We start from the raw sequence: 18,438 nt of genomic DNA on the forward strand, positions 1-18,438 counted from the left end.
CAATGAGCTAATAAAGTCGTACCGAGACGCATTGGGAGTTCTTGCTACCCGATTTTTCGAGGGGCTATCTTGTGTGGGCCATTTTTCGCTAGCATGTGATGATGCGCTTTTCCTACCTGACTGTCCCTACTGTGACAGCGTGTTTATTGTTGGCGGCCTGCTCGAACCCAGATAGTGGTGACACGAATCAGGCTGCGAATGATTCCGAATCTGCGTCGGCCTCCAGTGCTGCCGCGCAGTCAAAGGCGGCGAGCGAACAGCACACGGAGATTCCGACCGCAGATAGCGATGCGTCGCAGCTTTTGGCGGGGATGACGATGAGCAACCTCGTCGATAAGCAATCGCAAGAGGTGGCCCGCACCGCGCTTGCCGATGCCGGAATGCCACAAGAAAGTATCGACGGCTTTTTTGAATTGGTAGACGAATACAACACTGCTGTACCGACGGACAGCATGGTGGCCGAAGGCTTCGCGGATTACGGGACGCAGGATCCGGACTACGATGTGGAGGCCATTTCAAAGGCGTGGAATGACCACCATGCGGACTATGTGGGTACCAATTGCCGCATTAATACCTTTACCCTGGCGGATTCGCTCTTTTCCGTTGATGACCAGGACAATCCCAATGATTCCTTGTTATTCCTAGATCAACAGTCCCTAGATAATGCGCCGGAGCAAATCTTTGATGAAGCCGAGCGCGCCAAGTTCGAGGCCTTCTATGGGAATGTGGAAACCACCATGGAGCAAGATCCAGGGCAGCACATCGCCGATATCAAGGCTTATTTTAAAGACCGCGGAATCGAGTTCGCGGATACGGATGCTCGGGTGGTGTCGGTATTCTCGCACGATACCTTGACGGAACCGGCCACGCTTTTTATCGGACATACCGGCGTTGCCGTGCCGTATGAGGATGGCTATCTATTCTTGGAGAAGCTTGCCTTCGATATGCCTTATCAGGCGGTGACGGTGAAGGATATGCAGCAGCTCAATGATTACTTGATGCATAAATACGATGACGGCCCCGATTTGGAATATGGCCAACCCGTCATCTTTGACAATGATGACGTGATAGAAGGCATGCGCTACGCCAAGAAGTAAAAGGGCAGTTTAACCCTGTGTGACAATAATGAACTGCTTCCTGCCAGGAGGCGCGTGGCCTTTAATGCCCAAACCACGGCGGAATAGTTTGAACATTCGCGACGGGGAGTAATTTCCCGCCAATCCTAACATTTGCTGAATGTTCAGGGGCCAGTGGGTGATAGAAGAACCCTGGCAACTCGATTCCTCTTTGTAAGCGATGCGCGGTCTAAACGGAGCGTGTCGTTGCGGCTGCATCGTTACGGGAAACAAGCCATCAACCAAATGGCCGTGGCTTACCCTGTTAGCTCTGACTGATACCTGTAATCCCGATTTCCCGAATAAACCACGTGACTCGCTCTTAGCGCATTCGGCAGGGACACCCGGTTTCGAAGGGTTGCCTAATTCCTTTAAGGCAAGCATAACCATCGTCACGCCGTACGCTACTGTGATATATACCTCACATTTTAGGGCTAGGATAGGTAATCTATATGTCGCTATAGGTATACTCACTAACCGTGTCGAGCTGGAGTTCTCAGAGGCTGGACACCGCCTCCCCAGCAAACGTTGGGAAAACCCACAAGACTCATAAGAAGGGTTGAAGACATGAAATCGAATAATTTCCGCCGCGTTTCCATCGCAGCTGCGACTGCCGCTCTGGGCCTGACCCTGGCAGCCTGCAGCGATGATGGCAGCTCCGCCCCGGTGACCGTCACTGAGACCGCTATACCAGCGGAACAGAGCAACCAGAATAACCAGGATGATGGCAAGGAAACCGTCACCGTCACCTCTGGTGCAGACGCTAACGCGAATGGTGGCAATGCCGGTCAGGGCGGTGGCAACGCTGCCACCAACGACCTGCCCACCGAAATTACCGGTTACTCCGGTGAAGCAGAGCGTGACCTGAACGAAGAGGGTCTGACTAAGGATGAAGTGACTCAGGTTTTGCAGCGTGCCCACAACGGCGAAGGCAAGGTCAAGTGGGACAATGATGGCTACTGGGAAGTCGAAGTTGGTGGCGTTGACGTCGATATCGACAGGAACGGCCTAGTCCTTGACGTCGACCGCTAAATAGGTCACCCCGCTTCTGTATTGGCTTTATGACTACACAGAGCACTCAATAATTGGTTCTTTTGGGAACCCAGCGAGACCGTCCAATGCGCGCGTAGTGCACTGGACGGTTTTCTTATGGCCGGATTCCTTTAATCTCGGAGGTGTTTGCTCCAAAGAGGGGTTAGCTCGGTCAAATGGAGAAAAGAGAAATGCTCTGGGTGGTTGGAATACACCCAGAGCATTAGTGGAATTGTGGAGATCGTTGAAGTTAGGCGAGCTTAGCGGAGATCTCGATGATCTTTTCAACGACCTTCAGCGCGTCTTGAATTTTGCTGAAGTCAATGTTCTTGATGAACTTTTCGGCCTTTGCGTTGAAGTCATCAGTTTTGCTGGAGAGCTCGTCGAGCTTGGCGTGGAAGTTTTCCTTGTGCTCTTTGTGCTTGGCGTCGAGATCCTGCTTGTCGTCTTGGTGCTTGCTGGAAAGCTCGTCCAGCTTGTTGTGGATATCCTCCTTGTTGAGCTTGGAGGAACCGTTGTCGTCCTGCTCTGGGGTGGTCTCGGTGGTGGTTTCTACCGCTGCGGTGGTCTCGGCTGCAGTGGTTTCGGGAGTGGTTTCTTCAGCGAGTGCCGGTGCCACTGCGGTGGTGGTGGCGATGGCCAAGGTGGTAAGTCCGACGGATGCTTTGCGTAGCATGATTCCTCCTTAGTGGAATGTTGTTTTCAAAAGGTGGGTGTTTACACCGGAAACATACTAATGCTTATTCATTAAATATTCAGCTTTTGTGTCGGAACACACAGGAATACGTCAGGTGTGTATCAATTTTGCTGGAGATTTGGGTGCACCCGCCTGCGTATCTTGGGGCGTACAGGGGGGAATACATACGTGGAGGGATTGCATCATGAGTATTTGCGTTGCCCTATTTCCGCCGGTGGCTCGAATGCTCCTAGGGAGAGGGGAAGGGAAGCGCTAATTTGCCACCGTTGGACGTGATCGCTGAATACAGTGGACCCCGAGGCTGGTAGATTTTCACGGTTGGGCGATTCTCTTAGTGACTGCTTTTCTGCGACCACAGGCGGATTCTAGGGGTCATTGCAACGATGACGGTTACTTTGGTTTGATACTACCGGTTCGTGTCAGGGCGTTGGTCATGACTTCGGCTGGGGTGCGCCAGTTGAGTGCTTTGCGTGGTTTGTGGTTGTGAATGTTGGCGATCATCTCTAGGTCCTCGGCGCTGTAGATGGACAGGTCACTGTTTTTGGGTAGGTTTCTCCTGAGCCTGCCGTTGGTGTTTTCGTTGCTGCCTCTCTCCCACGGCGATCCTGGATGGCAGAAGTAGATGGGAATGTCAGTGGCCATGGTAAAGGCTTTATGGCCAGCCATTTCACTTCCTTGGTCCCAGGTAATTGATGACCAGATAGCTTTATCGATTCCAGCAACAGCCTTGTGCAGGGCTGTGAATACTTCTTTGCTGGTATGCCTTCCTGGTAGGTGGCCAAGGACAACAAATCGGCTGACGCGTTCTACTAACGTGATCACCGCGGATTGGTTATTTTTACCAAGGATGAGGTCGCCTTCCCAGTGGCCTGGCAAAAGACGTTCAGTAACCTCTTCTGGCCGGTCGTCGATGAGGATCATGTCGTCAACGAAGCGTTGCTGGGCCGGTGTGGTGGTGCGTGTTTGGCGTTTCTTGCGTTTCTTTCTGCCGGTAGGCAAGTCCAGGCCGAGGTCTTTGAGTCTTCCTTTGGACTGTAGATAAAAGGCGTCATAAATCGTTTCGTGACTAATGCGCATGTCCTTATCAGTGGGGTAGTCGATGGGCAGGCGATTGGAAATCTCCTCCGGTGACCATTGTGCCCGCAATTGTGTGCATACATAGTCCCATAACCTTTTGTTGGCCAGCAGTTTCGGTATTTTCGGCCGCAACCTACGCGCACAAGCCTTTAACTGGGCGGTTTCTGCACGATACGGGCCTTCAGCGCTGTGGTTTCTGCGTACTTCACGCTGAATTGACGAGGCACTTCGCCCTAAACGGCGACCGATCTCCCGCAGCGGCACATGCTCACGAAGAAGATCGGCGATAATAACGCGTTCTTCAAAGCAAATATAGCGATCACTGATGCGTTTATACGGATCCACACCGCCAGGCAAGGCAGGGGCACAAAACCGTCCAGATTCGCTGACGTCATGGCGTTGGCGCAGCGCTTTCATAAGTCTTTTATACGTGGTGGCATCCTCGCCGACAGGTATGAACTCTTTACGTGGCCCTCCGGATTTGATGAGTCCTTTTTCGAAGTCTAAAGACAATCGACGATCAATTCCTACCCCAGCCCCAGCATCACCAACAGGCAAGCTCGCCAACCGAAGGCGTAAGTATTCCACCCTTAACTGTGTTTGGCGGACTTTCCGGGCATACCTCGATAGCCGGATATGGCACCCGGCTTCTGTAGCAACGGCATACGCAGCGGTGGGATGCATTCCACACGTTTTGGCGGCTTGATGTACCGAAAGTCCGCCTTGAACTAGTTCTACAAGCTGTAAAGCCTGGCTACCGCGACGATCAACTCGTTTGGCTTTATGTATGACTGGCAATCCGTGAGAATGGCAAAAATTCAAAGCATGCGCGTAATGACAGCCAAGCTCACCAGCAGCCGAACGAACACTACGCCCACTGCCAACCAAGGCGACCAAGCCACGACGATCCGACTCAGACAACGAATGAAACGGGCCCACAACTCCAGGCACAACAACACCCTCCTAAGGGAAAGTGTTGCAACGACCCTCTGAACTCAAGACAGAAATGGGAAAACCAAAAATCCCTCTCGCTGGCGTTTATGCCTTTAGAGAGGGATATGAAAATGCTTCCCCACCAGGACTCGAACCTAGAATGGCGGTACCAAAAACCGCAGTGTTGCCGATTACACCATGGGGAACCACAGCGATTGCTGTAGCTATAGCGTACCTGACGCCCCCGGGTAAATAACAAATTACTAGGTAGGGGTGGGGCAAAGGATATGGTAGAAGGCATGGTTCGACAGAGAATGACCGGACGCGAGCGCCGCGAGCAATTGATTTCCATTGGGCGCGCCGCCTTTGCGGAATTGGGGTTTGAAGGCACCAGCGTCGAAGAGATTGCGTCCCGCGCCGGCGTATCGAAGCCGGTGGTCTATGAGCATTTTGGGGGCAAAGAAGGCCTGTATGCGGTAGTCGTGGATCGGGAGATGTTGGCGCTAGAAAAAGTCATCAGGGACTCATTAGAAGAAGGCAGCTGGCGCGAGCGCATTGAGCAGGCCGTAATGGCGCTGCTGAATTACGTCGAGGAAGAAACCGATGGTTTCATCATTCTGGTACGCGATTCGAAGCCGGGCGAGGAGCGCAGTTTTTCTACGCTGCTTAATGCCGCAGTGGGGCAGGTGGCCTATATCTTGGGTGAGGCCTTTGAGCACCGCGGTATTAATCCGGAGCTGGCCAATATTTATGGGCAGGCCCTCGTTGGCATGGTCTCTACCACGGCGCAGTGGTGGTTGGATGAGCGCAGCCCGGATAAACCGGATAAGGAAGTCGTCGCTACGCATATAGTCAATCTATGCTGGAATGGTTTGTCCGGTATGGAAATTAAGCCCAAGCTAGGAGGCAGGAAGTAAATGGCGACGCCAATGCTGGCAGGTCTGCTTAAGGTCGCGGCCACGGACCCGAAGCTCAAGGGGCTTGTGGCCAATGTGGGCCAGGACCTGCACATTACGGGTATCGATCAGGCGCGCCCTTGGGCTCTTGGCACCCTGGCCCACCACGCGCCGGTGCTGGCGGTCACGGCCACCAGCCGCGAGGCTGAGGATCTCACCGCGGAGCTTACCGCCATGATGGGCGACAAGGTCGCAATGTTTCCTTCTTGGGAGACGCTGCCGCACGAGCGGCTGAGCCCGGGCGTGGATATCATCGGCAAGCGCGCGCAGGTGCTGCACAACATTGATGACCTGCGCATTATCGTTACGGCCGCGCGCGGGCTCTCCCAGCCCATCCTGCAAGAAATCGAGGGCCGCGCCCCGGTGCACCTGGAAGAAGAGCACGAGTACAACTTCGACGATGTGGTGCGCAGCCTGGAATTTAGGGCCTATAAGCACGTGGACATGGTGGCCAAGCGCGGTGAGTTTGCCACCCGCGGTGGCATTATCGATGTCTTTCCCACCACATTGGATTACCCGGTGCGCGTGGAATTTTGGGGCGATGAGGTCACCGATATTCGTCAGTTCTCTGTTGCTGACCAGCGCACCATCCCAGAAATCGAGGTCGGCCGCGTCGATATCTTCACCGCCCGCGAACTGCCGATTACGGATGCGGTAGCGCAGCGTGCGGCCACATTGGCGGCGACGCATACCGGAAACCCGGCGCTGGTGGAGCTTTTGACCAAGGTCAGCGAACACATTCCGGCTGAGGGCATGGAGGCGGTTTTGCCCGTGCTTTCCGATGCCCCACTGATCACCCTTTCCGAGTTTCTCCCTGCCGACACGCACGTGGTAATGGTGGCGCCGGAAAAGATCAGGCGTCGCGTGGAGGACCTGGAAAAGACCGACGCGGAATTCCTTGCCGCAGGCTGGGAGGCCGCCGCCATGGGTGCGGATGGCCCCTTGTCCACGGAAGGGCTTGATACCGAAGGATCGAGCTACCGCTCCTTTGAGTCTTTGGAGGTCTCCATTCGCGAGGCCGGCCAGCCGCTGTGGACATTTTCCCCACCGGGCATGTTGGCCGGACCAGAGGAGGAAACCCTGCCGCTCGAGTTTGAGCCTGGGCCCACCCCGCGCGGCGATATCAAGGAAATCGACGCCATGATGGCCCAGCTGCTGGCGCATACCAATGCTGGCGGGCGCGCGGCGTTTATCGCGCCTGCCCAGGGCGCCATTAAGCGCATGGTGGAGCGCTTTGCCGAGCAGGGCATTCGCACCAAGGTGGCCACCCCTGGTTGGGAACCCAGCGCGGGCGAGGTCACCTTGTATCAGGCGCTCAGCCATGCCGGCTTGGTCTTTCCCAAGGTGCGCAAGCTCAAAGACGCTGAGGCACTCCCGCTCGTCGTGGTCACGGAAACGGACCTGACCGGTAACCGCGTTGGCGATATTGCAGACGCTAAGCGGCGGCCGGCCAAGCGCCGCAATAAGGTGGACCCGCTGGCGCTCAAGCAGGGCGATTTTGTGGTGCATGAAACGCACGGCATCGGCAAGTTTTTGAAGATGGCCGAGCGCACCATCCAATCAGGCGATGAGACCAGCCGGCGCGAATACATCGTGCTGGAGTATGCGCCCTCCAAGCGCGGGCAGCCGGCGGACCAGCTGTGGGTGCCGATGGATTCGCTGGACCTGCTTAGCAAGTACACCGGCGGCGAATCGCCCCACCTATCCAAGATGGGCGGCTCGGACTGGAAGAACACCAAGAAGAAGGCGCGTGCCGCCGTACGCGAGATTGCCGGCGAATTGGTGGATCTCTACGCCAAGCGCCAGGCCGCACCGGGCCACCAGTTCGCGCCCGATAACCCCTGGCAGGCGGAGATGGAGGATAATTTCCCCTTCGTCGAAACCGAGGACCAGATGCTGGCCATCGACGCGGTGAAAGAGGACATGGAATCCACGGTGCCGATGGACCGCGTGGTCGTCGGCGATGTGGGCTATGGCAAGACCGAGGTCGCCATTCGCGCCGCCTTCAAGGCGGTCCAAGATGGTACCCAGGTCGCCGTGCTGGTGCCCACCACGCTGCTGGCGCAGCAGCACTTCGATACCTTTAGCGAGCGCATGGCCGGTTTCCCTGTCAAGATGGCGGTCCTATCGCGCTTTACCTCAAAGAAGGAAGCCACGGAGATCTTTAAAGGGCTTGCCGATGGCTCGATTGACATCGTCGTCGGCACGCACCGCCTGCTGCAAACCGGCGTGCATTGGAAGAACTTGGGCCTTATCGTCGTGGATGAGGAGCAGCGCTTTGGCGTGGAGCACAAGGAACACATCAAGGCGCTCAAAGCCAGCGTCGACGTGCTCACCATGTCCGCGACGCCGATTCCCCGCACACTGGAGATGTCCATGGCCGGTATCCGCGAAATGTCAACCATCCTCACCCCGCCAGAAGATCGCCACCCGGTGTTGACCTATGTCGGTGCCTACGAGGACAAGCAGGTCGCAGCGGCCATTCGGCGCGAGCTTTTGCGCGATGGCCAGACCTTCTTTATCCACAATAAGGTTTCCGATATTGAAAAGAAGGCGCGCGAGCTGCGCGACTTGGTGCCAGAAGCACGCATCGTCGTTGCCCACGGCCAGATGAACGAGGACGTGCTGGAAAAGACCGTCCAGGGATTCTGGGACCGCGAGTATGACGTTCTGGTCTGTACCACGATCGTGGAAACCGGCCTGGATATCGCCAATGCCAATACGCTCATCGTGGAAAATGCCCACCACATGGGCTTGTCGCAGCTGCACCAGCTGCGCGGGCGCGTAGGCCGTTCCCGCGAGCGCGGCTACGCCTACTTCCTGTATCCCAAGGGCGCCACGCTGACCGAGACCTCCTATGACCGCCTAGCCACCATCGCCCAGAACAACGATCTGGGTGCAGGCATGGCCGTGGCCATGAAGGACCTGGAGATGCGCGGTGCCGGCAACGTGCTGGGCGCGCAGCAATCTGGCCACATCGCTGGCGTGGGTTTTGACCTCTACGTGCGCTTGGTGGGCGAGGCCGTCGAGGCCTTCAAGTCCCTGGCCCGCGGCGAGGCACCTGCGGTAACAGACGAGGGCCCGAAGGAAATCCGCATCGATCTCCCCGTGGATGCCCACATCCCAGAGTCCTATATCGACTCCGAGCGCTTGCGCCTCGAGGTCTACCGCAAGCTCGCGGCCTCGCAGGACAACAAGGATCTCACGGCGGCGCGGGAGGAAATGGAAGACCGCTTCGGTACCTTGCCCAAGGAGGTCGAGCGCTTGCTCGCCGTGGCGCGCCTGCGCCACCAAGCCCGCCGCGCCGGGGTGGCAGACATTACCGTGCAGGGCACCCGCGTGAAATTCCACCCGGTGGAGCTGCCGGATTCCAAGCAGGTGCGCCTGAAGCGCCTCTACCCGGGTTCGAGCTTCCGCGCTGCGGCCAAGGCCATCAACGTGCCCTTCCCCAAGGCCGGGCGCAATGTCACTTCGCCCAAGCTGCGCGATGAGGAGCTTATCCAGTGGGCAGCGGACTTCTTAAGCGCGCTTTTCGATGTCCAACCCATCAACGTCTCCGGCGAGGAAGCCGGCGCCGGGTCGGTCATCAGCGTAGGCGAGTAGCCGATGGGCGAGAAGCCGAAGGGCGCGTAGCCCCTCGGCGCTTAGGAGAAGTCCAAGCCGATATCCAGCACGCGCACCGAGTGGGTGAGGGCGCCGACGGCGATATAGTCCACGCCTGAGATGCCGTACTCGCCGGCGTTTTCAAGCTGCAACCCGCCGGAGGCTTCTAGCGCCGTGGTTGGGCTGAGCGCTTGGCGGCGGTGGACGGCGGTGTGGACATCGGCAAGCGCGAAGTTATCCAGCAGCACCATATCCGGGTGCAGCGGGAGGACCTCCTCGAGCTGGTCCAAGGTATCGACCTCGACCTCGCAGGGGATATCCGGGGCATGCTTGCGCACGCGGCGCAGGGCCGTGGACACGCTGCCGCCCACGGCGAGCACGTGATTGTCCTTAATCATGGCGGCATCGCCCAAGCCCATGCGGTGGTTTGCCCCGCCGCCGGCGCGCACGGCGTATTTCTGCAGCGCGCGCAGGCCAGGCAGGGTCTTGCGGGTATCGCGTACCTTTGCCTGCTTAATGCTATCCGGAGTCCCCGTTTCCTCCGCCGTTGCCGCGATGGCATCGACCCAACGCCGGGTCTGCGTCGCGATGGCGCTTGCGTGCGAGACCATATTGAGCATGGTGCGCTCAGCGGCGAGCACCAAGAGGGTAGGGGCCTGCACCGTGGCGATGACCTGGCCTGGGGCAACGCGGTCGCCGTCGGTGGAGCGGAGTGTGATGGTGGGGGTCGGGGCATCGGCAAGCGCGGCGCCTGTATCCACGCCCCACTGGCTTAAACGCTGGGCGGTCGCGTCAAAGACCTGCTCGATAAGGCCCAAGCCTGCGATGGTGCCGGCCTCGCGCGCGGTGAACTCCGCCGTGCAGCGGGCCTTACCCGGCCCCGTGGCCAGGGAGGTGTAATCCGGCCCGTAAGCGAAATCCTCATCCAAGGCCGTGGCAATGAGCGCAGAGCAATCCGGCAGGCGCAGGTTGTCCATTTATTCGCCCCCGCCGGGGTTGCCAATGGAAATCATGGCCTCGAGGGACTTGCGCGCCGCGTTCGCGATGTCTTCTGGCACCGTAACCTCATCGGTCTCTTCTATCAGGCAGCGCTCCAGGGCCTCTGGGGTGATCATCTTCATGTACTTGCACTCGGCGTGGTCATTGACGGCCTGGAAATCGATGTCCGGCGCGGCCTGGCGTAGCTGGTGCAGCATGCCGGTCTCAGTAGCAACGAGCACCTTGTTCTGCGGCTGCTTCTGGGACTGGGTGATCATCTGCCCGGTAGAGAGCATGTGTACGCGCTCTTGTGGCACCAAGCCCTCGTTGGCTAGGTACAACGCGGAATTGGAGCAGCCGCACTCCGGGTGGATATACAGGTCCGCGTCCGGGTTGTCTTGGGTCTGCTGGGTCAGCTGCTGGGCACTGATGCCCGCGTGTACGTGGCACTCACCGGCCCAGATGCGGATATTTTCCCGGCCGGTCTCGCGCTTGACGTAGGCGCCCAAGAACTGGTCTGGGCAAAAGAGGATCTCTTTATCCGCCGGCAGCGAGTTGACCACGTCGACGGCATTGGAGGAGGTACAGCAGACATCGGTCAGCGCCTTGACCTCGGCGGTGGTATTGACGTAGCTGACCACCAGGGCATCGGGGTGCTCTGACTTCCACTGGCGCAGCTCATCGGCGGTGATGGAATCCGCCAGGGAACACCCAGCGCGCTCATCGGGGATGAGGACCTTCTTATTCGGCGAAAGAATCTTGGCGGATTCCGCCATGAAGTGCACGCCGCAAAAGACGATGATATCTGCATCGGTTTCCGCCGCCTTGCGGGACAGCGCCAAGGAATCGCCGGTGTGGTGGGCAACGTCTTGGATCTCCGGGATCTGGTAATTATGCGCCAGGATCACCGCATTGCGCTGCTCCGCCAACTCTTTAATCCGCTCCGCCCAGGCCTTGCCTGCCGCGGGGTCCGAACCAGCGGGAGTGGCAGAGGGCATGACGCTAACATTGCTTTGAGTCACAAGTGCTCCAAAAGTGATAGTCACAGGAATTAGTGGGGTGTTATAACTGTACTAAACTGTCTGTGTTCAAGACCACTTGCGATGGCGGGGTGAGGGCACCGATCTGGCCCGGCTGATAGGGCAGGTGATTAGAGCTCCAGCGATCCTTGGGCGAGGCCGACCGCGGCGATGGTGGCGGCCACCAGCACCATGATGACGATTGACCACTCAAATCCATTAAAAAGCTTCTCGCGGCGCGATAGGCGGGTGAGCACGTACGGGATAATTCCCGGCACGACGGCGAGGGCACCGAAGAGAATATAAACCGGGTCGGCGGCATAAATGAGCCACAGCGAGTACACAAAGGCCACCAGCGCGATGCCAAAGTGGCGCCGGTTTTCGCGTCTGGGAATATCCGGCCCCGACAGATCGAAGCGCGTCCCGGCGTGCGGGTGGGGCACGCCCTTGCCGCGTATCGCTAGCAGCAACAGATACAGCGAGGAGAAGATATAGGGCAGGAGGTACATGATGGTGGCGAGCTGCACCATCGCGGCATAAGACGCCTCATTGACGTAGAAGACGACGATGAAGATCTGGATGGCAGAGGTGGAAATCAACTGGGCTACCCACGGGGCGCCGGCCACATTGATGGTGCCGATGCGGCGGGGGATAAGGCCATCGATGGCCATCATGACGATGGGCTCAGCGCACAACATTTGCCAGGAAACGTAGGCACCGAGGACCGAGAGGCACAGGCCGATGGAAATCAGCGCGCCGCCCCAGGGACCGACTACCTCTGTGAGCACCGAGGCCATGGAATTATCCGGCAGTGCGGCCAGCTCCTCCTTCGTCATCACACCAAAGCTCAACGTGGAAACGGAGACCAAGAGCGCCAGCACGGAGAAGAAGCCAATGACGGTGGCGCGGCCAACATCGGTGCGCTTAGCGGCCTGCTTGGAATAGACGGAGGCGCCCTCTACACCGATAAAGACCCAGACCGTAAAGAGCATGATGCCCTGGACCTGCTCAAAGACGCTGGCATTGGAATTTCGGCCCCAGAAGTCCAAGGTGAATTTATCCCAGCTGAAGCCGATGAACGCGACTAAGACGATGAAGGCCAAGATGGGGACGATCTTGGCAATCGTGGTCACCAGGTTCATGAATGCGGCTTGCTGCACCCCGCGGGCCAAAACGGCGAAGATGCCCCATGACAGCAGGGAGACGGCGATGGCAGACGGCCACTGGTGGTCGGCATCGAAAAGCGGCAGGTAATGCCCAATCGTATTGAAAAACAGCGTGGCATAACCCACCTGCGCCATCACCGAGCCCAACCAGTAGCCCCAGCCGGAGGTAAAGCCGATGAAATCACCCAAGCCAGCGCGCACGTAGGAATAGACGCCGGAATCCAGGTGGGGCTTGCGGTACGCCAAAATCTGGAAGACAAAGGCAACGGACAGCATGCCGATTCCCGCCACCAACCAACCGATGAGCATGGCACCGGGGCCTGCCACGGAGGAAATATTTTGGGGTAGCGAAAATATGCCCGCGCCGACGGTGGATCCGATGATCAGCGCGACAAGCGTCCACAATGACACCGAGTGGGACTTATTTTGGCTGGAGGTCATTGGCCTAAAGTACCGCGCCCGCCCCGTTAAAGGGAACTTGAGAAAACACACGGGATAGACTTTGTAGCTATGACAGTCCTGTTGCTCGATGAACGCTGGCCCACCATGATCCCCATGCGCGCCTATGGCAGGTTATATGGACCCGTTCAGTTCACCGGGGAAGTGCCGGTATCAGTGCGGTGGAATTTTTCGGATCTCCTAAGCGGCGACGATCCCACCGGTACCTTGGTCACCACCGATGAACACGATCCAGAAACCCAGGCGCGCATTGCCACCGGGGAGCAGGTCATTAGGGCCGAGTCGCTCGAGGATCCCGTGATGCAGGCGCGCAGAGCTATGGCGACGGCCCGCCGCATCGGTGAATGGGAACGCGAGCAGACCCATGAATCCCTCCTGCCGTACTTAGAAGAGGAGGCAGGGGAATTTGCGGCGGCCGTGCGCCAGCGCGCGCCCGAGGCGGATTTGCTCAAAGAGCTAGGGGATATCTTCCTGCAGGTGCTTTTTCACGCCGAGATTTCCACCTTCTCGCTAGACGATGTCGCCGCCAGCTTCGTGCGCAAGATGCGCTCCCGCGCGCCGTACCTCTTTGACGGCACGGCGGAATTAGTAGGTGTAGAAGAACAAAACCGCCTCTGGGCGGAGGGGAAATCGCGAGAGTAAAAGCGGGACGAAAGGCTCAGCGACTTTTACGCGCGGCGGGCGCGTGTAGTTATCCGGCGGGGTGAAATTCACTTAGTAGGATGGCTACTCATGAACAGGCTGCTGCGAACAATCGGGGGCTGCGGGCTAGCCGTAGTGATCATCATTGCGCTGGTGATGGGGCTAATTGTGACTAATTCGTCCGATGATTCTTCGGTCCCGGATGCCACCCCGCCCGTAGGCGGAAAAGAGGTGGCGAATATCGATGTCAACGCGCCGGGGCGCACGGCCGATAAGCTAACGCACTGGGCATCGGATCTAGCGGAGGCCACCGATATCCCACCGCAGGCGCTGCGCGCCTATGGCAATGCGGAGCTTATTGCCCGGCAGCAGTACCCGGGGTGCAATTTGCGGTGGAATACCCTGGCGGGCTTGGGCTTTGTAGAAACTCGACACGGTACCTATAACGGCAGTTGGTTTAAGTCCTCCAAGTTGGATGACAACGGCTACCCGCAGCCGCCGATCGTCGGCATCACCCTGGATGGTGCGAATAACACCGCGCACACCCCGGATACCGATAACGGCGAAATCGACGGCGATACGGAATTTGACCGCGCGGTAGGTCCATTGCAGTTCATCCCTACCTCGTGGGAGTCCGCCGGCGGCGATGCCAATGGCGATGGCAAGGCTGATCCGAACCAGATTGACGATGCCGCCCTGGGAGCGGCGAACCTCTTGTGCTTTGGTGATAGGGATCTCAGTGACCCGGATCAGTGGGAAGAGGCCATCTTAAATTACAACCAGTCCAGGGAATATCTGGACAAGGTAGCCCACGCGGCCAATGCCTACTCGGTACCGCAATCGGCTCGCTAGCCTCACGCGTGGCGGTTTTCTGGAACAATTGGGCCTGTAACTGAACTAAGTGGCTCAGCGACGAACATCATCTATAAGGAGTGAGTTACAGCATGGCTGGTATCATCCACGCATTTGGACGCGAGATTCTGGATTCCCGCGGTAACCCGACCGTAGAGGCCGAGGTCTTCTTGGACGACGGCGCCCACGGCGTTGCCGGCGTTCCCTCCGGCGCATCTACCGGTGTGCATGAGGCACACGAGCTGCGCGACGGCGGCGACCGCTACCTGGGCAAGGGCGTGCAGAAGGCCGTAGAGAACATCAACGAGGAAATCGGCGATGAGATCGCTGGACTCGAAGCCGATGATCAGCGCCTCATTGACCAGGCGCTCATCAAGCTGGACGGCACGGACAACAAGTCCCGCCTCGGCGCCAATGCCATCCTCGGTGTATCCATCGCTACTGCAAAGGCTGCCGCCGAGTCCGCCGCGCTGCCGCTGTACCGCTACATCGGCGGCCCCAACGCTCACGTTCTTCCCGTTCCCATGATGAACATCCTGAACGGCGGTTCCCACGCTGACTCTGGCGTGGACGTGCAGGAGTTCATGATTGCTCCCATCGGCGCAGAGACCTTCACCGAGGCTCTCAGCATCGGTGCTGGCGTGTACCACTCCCTGAAGGCCGTCCTGAAGGACAAGGGCCTGTCCACCGGCTTGGGCGATGAGGGCGGCTTTGCTCCTTCCGTCGATTCCACCCGCGCTGCGCTCGACGTCATCGTTGAGGCCATCAAGAAGGCCGGTTTCGAGCCGGGCAAGGACGTTGCCTTGGCCCTTGACGTTGCTTCCTCCGAGTTCTACGAGGACGGCAAGTACCACTTCGAAGGCGGCGAGCACACCGCTGAGGAGATGTCCAAGGTTTACGAGGAACTCATCAACGAGTATCCCATCGTTTCCATCGAGGACCCGCTGCAGGAAGACGACTGGGAAGGCTACACCACCCTGACCGCCGCCATTGGCGATAAGGTCCAGATCGTCGGCGATGACTTCTTCGTCACCAACCCGGCTCGCCTGCAGGAGGGCATCGACAAGAAGGCAGCCAACGCGCTGCTGGTAAAGGTCAACCAGATTGGTACCTTGACCGAGACCTTCGATGCGGTAGAGCTTGCGCACCGCAATGGTTACCGCACCATGATGTCCCACCGCTCCGGCGAGACCGAGGACACCACCATTGCGGACTTGGCTGTTGCCCTTAACTGCGGCCAGATCAAGACCGGTGCCCCGGCCCGTTCCGAGCGCGTGGCTAAGTACAACCAGCTGCTGCGCATTGAGCAGGAGCTTGGCGATGCCGCCGTTTACGCCGGCCGCTCCGCCTTCCCACGCTTCAATGCTTAAGGCCTAGCGGTCTAGTCTAGAAGCTAGACGCCGCTAGGAAATTCGGTCCCCGTTGCACCCCACAAAGGTGCGGCGGGGACTTCCTCTTTGTGTCCCTAGTTCTGCGCAGGGAGTCCGCGGAGGGCCCATTGCACAGCACAGTTCTCGGGCGATGAGATCGCCCGAGAAAGTTGGTGAATTTCCGCGCGTGCCACGCCCTTGTTACTGGTGTGGCGGCGCTAGGATAGTAACCCTATGGCACGTGAGAAGAAGACGGAGCGCCGCCGGAGCCGCACCAGGGTTCCGGTGGCCTCGCGTGCTGCGGATATCCGCAAATCCCAGCGGGCGCAGGAAAAGAAGAACCGCAAGCCCGATCGCATGAGCATCGTTGGTATGACCGTCATCGTTGTTTTTGTGCTGGTGGTGCTCGTCATCATCGCGGTTCCGCTGCGCAATTACTACCACGGCCGCTCCGAAATCGCCCGGCTTAATGAATCGATTGCAGCGAAGCAGGATGAGAAAGACGCCCTGCTAAAAGAGATCGATAAATATAAATCCGACGACTATATCAAGCAGGAAGCCCGGCGGCGCTTCGGCGTGGTGGAGCAGGGCGAGACCGCGTACCGCATCCTCGATCCTAATATTCAGCCCGATAACCAGGTCACTACCGATGGTCAGGCGCAGGAAGATTCGCGCCCATGGTTTGAGGTGCTGTGGGATTCGGTGGCGCAGCCGCCAGAAGAAGAGGCCCCAGCGAGCGAGTCGCAGCACCTGCCGATTGAGCCAGCGCCTGAGGAAAGCGGCGATGTGCGATAATTGTTCGCATGACCGTCACTGATGCAGATTTAGCCATCGTCTCCGAGCAATTGGGCCGCACCCCACGCGGCGTGCTGGAGGTATCTTTTCGCACGCCGGACGGCCAACCGGCCGTGATTAAGACTTCCCCCAAGCTGCCCGATGGCACCCCATTTCCCACGCTGTATTACCTCACCGATCCCCGCCTGACCGCGGAGGCCTCCCGGCTGGAGGTTGCCCACGTGATGAAGTGGATGGAGTCCCGCCTGGCTGAGGACAAGGAGCTCGCCGCGGACTATCACCAGGCCCACGAGCATTTCTTGGCCAAGCGCAACGAGATTGAAGACTTGGGCACGGACTTTTCCGGCGGCGGCATGCCGGAGCGAGTGAAGTGCCTGCACGTGCTCATTGCCTATGCGCTTGCCGAAGGACCCCAACACTTCCGCCTCGGCACCGAGGCCGTGGCCATGGCGGCCGATCACGGTAAGCTGCGCGGTACAGCGATTCCACAGGACTGGCCCACGGTAGAAGAGCTGGGCATTGACCTGGCGGAGTTCGATTTTTCCAACGCGGAATAGGAGCAAGACATGACTCGCGTGGCAGCAATTGACTGCGGTACTAATTCCATTCGCCTGCTGATTTCTGAGATCGATGAAGACGGCAAGGTGCGCGATATCACCCGCACCATGGAAATCATTCGCCTGGGCCAAGGCGTGGATGCAACGGGTGAAATCGCGCCCGATGCCTTAGAGCGCGCCCGCGTGGCCTTGGAAGGCTATGTGCGTCAGATGAAGTTCGAGAAGGTCACCCGCGTGCGCATGGTGGCCACCAGTGCCACCCGCGATGCGAAGAACCAGCAGGAGTTTTTCGATATGACTGCTGAGCTTCTGGGCCAGATCGAATCCGGCGCCAAGGCGGAGGTTATCTCCGGCGAAGAAGAAGCGCTTCTGTCCTTTAACGGCGCGGTGGCCGATATGGAGCCGGATCGCGGCCCCTTCTGCGTCATTGACTTGGGCGGCGGTTCCACCGAATTCGTCGTGGGCACCGCCGATGAAGAGATTCTAGGTTCGCACTCTGCGTACATGGGCTGTGTGCGCTTGACAGAACGCATCATGCGCACCGATCCGCCCACGGAATCAGAAATCGAGATCGCTTCCGAATACGTGGCAGAGCGTATGGGCGAGGTGGAAAAGATCGTCCCCATGTCCAAGGCGCGCACCATTGTGGGTTGTGCAGGCACATTTACCACGCTATCCGCCTTGGCCCAGGGGCTAGAGCGCTATGACCCCGATGCGATCCACGGCTCGGAGCTGCGTTTCGACGCCCTGCGGGTGCTGCTCAAGCAACTCGTCAGCATTCCCTCGGAAGAGCGCGCCCTAAATCCGGTCATTCACCCCGGCCGCGCCGATGTCATTGGCGGTGGGGCAGTGGCAGTTGAGGGAATCATGCAGCTCATCGAGCGCACCAGCGATGCACGTAGCTTCTTCATCAGCGAAAAAGACATCCTGGACGGCATCATTGCTGGTCTGGTTAGTGAATCGACCCCCCATTAACTCTTTTTAGGAATAGTGTCCTACACTATTCCTTGCGCCCCGCCCCCATAGCCCAATCGGCAGAGGCAGTCGACTTAAAATCGATTCAGTGTGGGTTCGAGTCCCACTGGGGGCACGCTGTGAAGTCTCGAGACATCGTTCCTATGGTGTCTCGAGACTTTTCGTATGGCTGAGCCTAGCGTTTTAACTGGCTGGGAAGGCCCGGCCTAGTC

General features: G+C 58.5%; 15 protein-coding genes and 1 tRNA gene. 11 read left to right on the plus strand and 5 right to left on the minus strand.

The genetic code is table 11. The annotated features are described in order from the left end of the window. The first annotated feature begins 131 nt into the window (after positions 1 to 131). Complete coding sequence (locus tag HMPREF1257_RS04615; protein WP_232208523.1) at positions 132 to 1,097, plus strand: DUF4300 family protein; 966 nt, start codon at positions 132 to 134, stop codon at positions 1,095 to 1,097. Positions 1,098 to 1,682: 585 nt separating this feature from the next. Further along, a complete protein-coding gene (locus HMPREF1257_RS04620) occupies positions 1,683 to 2,147 on the plus strand; it encodes a hypothetical protein (protein ID WP_023026111.1) in 465 nt (154 codons plus the stop codon). 250 nt (positions 2,148 to 2,397) lie between these two features. Here HMPREF1257_RS04620 and HMPREF1257_RS04625 read toward each other — a convergent pair whose 3' ends face one another. Further along, positions 2,398 to 2,823: a hypothetical protein gene (locus HMPREF1257_RS04625; protein ID WP_023026113.1), complete on the minus strand. Its 426-nt coding sequence runs from the start codon at positions 2,821 to 2,823 to the stop codon at positions 2,398 to 2,400. A gap of 411 nt (positions 2,824 to 3,234) precedes the next feature. After that, positions 3,235 to 4,509: an IS30 family transposase gene (locus tag HMPREF1257_RS04630; protein WP_232208522.1), complete on the minus strand. Its 1,275-nt coding sequence runs from the start codon at positions 4,507 to 4,509 to the stop codon at positions 3,235 to 3,237. 644 nt (positions 4,510 to 5,153) lie between these two features. Between HMPREF1257_RS04630 and HMPREF1257_RS04635 the strand changes: the two genes are divergently transcribed. Next, positions 5,154 to 5,771, plus strand: a complete 618-nt coding sequence (locus tag HMPREF1257_RS04635) for a TetR/AcrR family transcriptional regulator (RefSeq protein WP_023026117.1) — start codon at positions 5,154 to 5,156, stop codon at positions 5,769 to 5,771. After that, the gene (gene mfd, locus HMPREF1257_RS04640) at positions 5,772 to 9,413 is read left to right on the plus strand and encodes a transcription-repair coupling factor (protein ID WP_023026119.1); all 3,642 of its coding nucleotides are present in this window, start codon (positions 5,772 to 5,774) and stop codon (positions 9,411 to 9,413) included. A 41-nt stretch (positions 9,414 to 9,454) separates the two neighbouring features. On the opposite strand, the gene nadC is transcribed toward mfd, so the two are convergent. The 3 genes from nadC to HMPREF1257_RS04655 form a co-directional block, all read right to left on the minus strand. After that, positions 9,455 to 10,390 carry a carboxylating nicotinate-nucleotide diphosphorylase gene (nadC, locus tag HMPREF1257_RS04645; protein ID WP_023026121.1) on the minus strand — a complete coding sequence of 312 codons (936 nt, stop codon included), beginning with the start codon at positions 10,388 to 10,390 and terminating at the stop codon, positions 9,455 to 9,457. Then, positions 10,391 to 11,389 carry a quinolinate synthase NadA gene (gene nadA / locus HMPREF1257_RS04650; protein ID WP_051138381.1) on the minus strand — a complete coding sequence of 333 codons (999 nt, stop codon included), beginning with the start codon at positions 11,387 to 11,389 and terminating at the stop codon, positions 10,391 to 10,393. 152 nt (positions 11,390 to 11,541) lie between these two features. Continuing rightward, the gene (locus tag HMPREF1257_RS04655; RefSeq protein ID WP_023026126.1) at positions 11,542 to 13,017 is read right to left on the minus strand and encodes an amino acid permease; all 1,476 of its coding nucleotides are present in this window, start codon (positions 13,015 to 13,017) and stop codon (positions 11,542 to 11,544) included. Positions 13,018 to 13,086: 69 nt separating this feature from the next. Here HMPREF1257_RS04655 and HMPREF1257_RS04660 point away from each other — a divergent pair, with 69 nt between their 5' ends. The 7 genes from HMPREF1257_RS04660 to HMPREF1257_RS04690 all read left to right on the plus strand — a co-directional run bounded on the left by HMPREF1257_RS04660 (position 13,087) and on the right by HMPREF1257_RS04690 (position 18,341). Then, a complete protein-coding gene (locus HMPREF1257_RS04660) occupies positions 13,087 to 13,677 on the plus strand; it encodes a MazG nucleotide pyrophosphohydrolase domain-containing protein (RefSeq protein WP_023026128.1) in 591 nt (196 codons plus the stop codon). A 90-nt stretch (positions 13,678 to 13,767) separates the two neighbouring features. Beyond that, complete coding sequence (locus HMPREF1257_RS04665) at positions 13,768 to 14,529, plus strand: lytic transglycosylase domain-containing protein (RefSeq protein ID WP_023026130.1); 762 nt, start codon at positions 13,768 to 13,770, stop codon at positions 14,527 to 14,529. 92 nt (positions 14,530 to 14,621) lie between these two features. After that, positions 14,622 to 15,899: a phosphopyruvate hydratase gene (gene eno, locus HMPREF1257_RS04670; RefSeq protein ID WP_023026132.1), complete on the plus strand. Its 1,278-nt coding sequence runs from the start codon at positions 14,622 to 14,624 to the stop codon at positions 15,897 to 15,899. A gap of 234 nt (positions 15,900 to 16,133) precedes the next feature. Then, complete coding sequence (locus HMPREF1257_RS04675) at positions 16,134 to 16,694, plus strand: septum formation initiator family protein (RefSeq protein WP_023026134.1); 561 nt, start codon at positions 16,134 to 16,136, stop codon at positions 16,692 to 16,694. A gap of 8 nt (positions 16,695 to 16,702) precedes the next feature. Next, on the plus strand, positions 16,703 to 17,251 hold the full coding sequence (locus HMPREF1257_RS04680) for a DUF501 domain-containing protein (protein WP_023026136.1): 549 nt from the start codon (positions 16,703 to 16,705) through the stop codon (positions 17,249 to 17,251). Positions 17,252 to 17,260: 9 nt separating this feature from the next. Beyond that, the gene (locus HMPREF1257_RS04685; RefSeq protein WP_023026138.1) at positions 17,261 to 18,226 is read left to right on the plus strand and encodes a Ppx/GppA phosphatase family protein; all 966 of its coding nucleotides are present in this window, start codon (positions 17,261 to 17,263) and stop codon (positions 18,224 to 18,226) included. Between the two features lie 41 nt (positions 18,227 to 18,267). Continuing rightward, positions 18,268 to 18,341 (plus strand) — tRNA-Leu (locus HMPREF1257_RS04690). Positions 18,342 to 18,438: the final 97 nt, after the last annotated feature.

Source organism: Corynebacterium sp. KPL1814 (assembly GCF_000478175.1).
In the GTDB taxonomy this organism is placed as follows: domain Bacteria; phylum Actinomycetota; class Actinomycetes; order Mycobacteriales; family Mycobacteriaceae; genus Corynebacterium.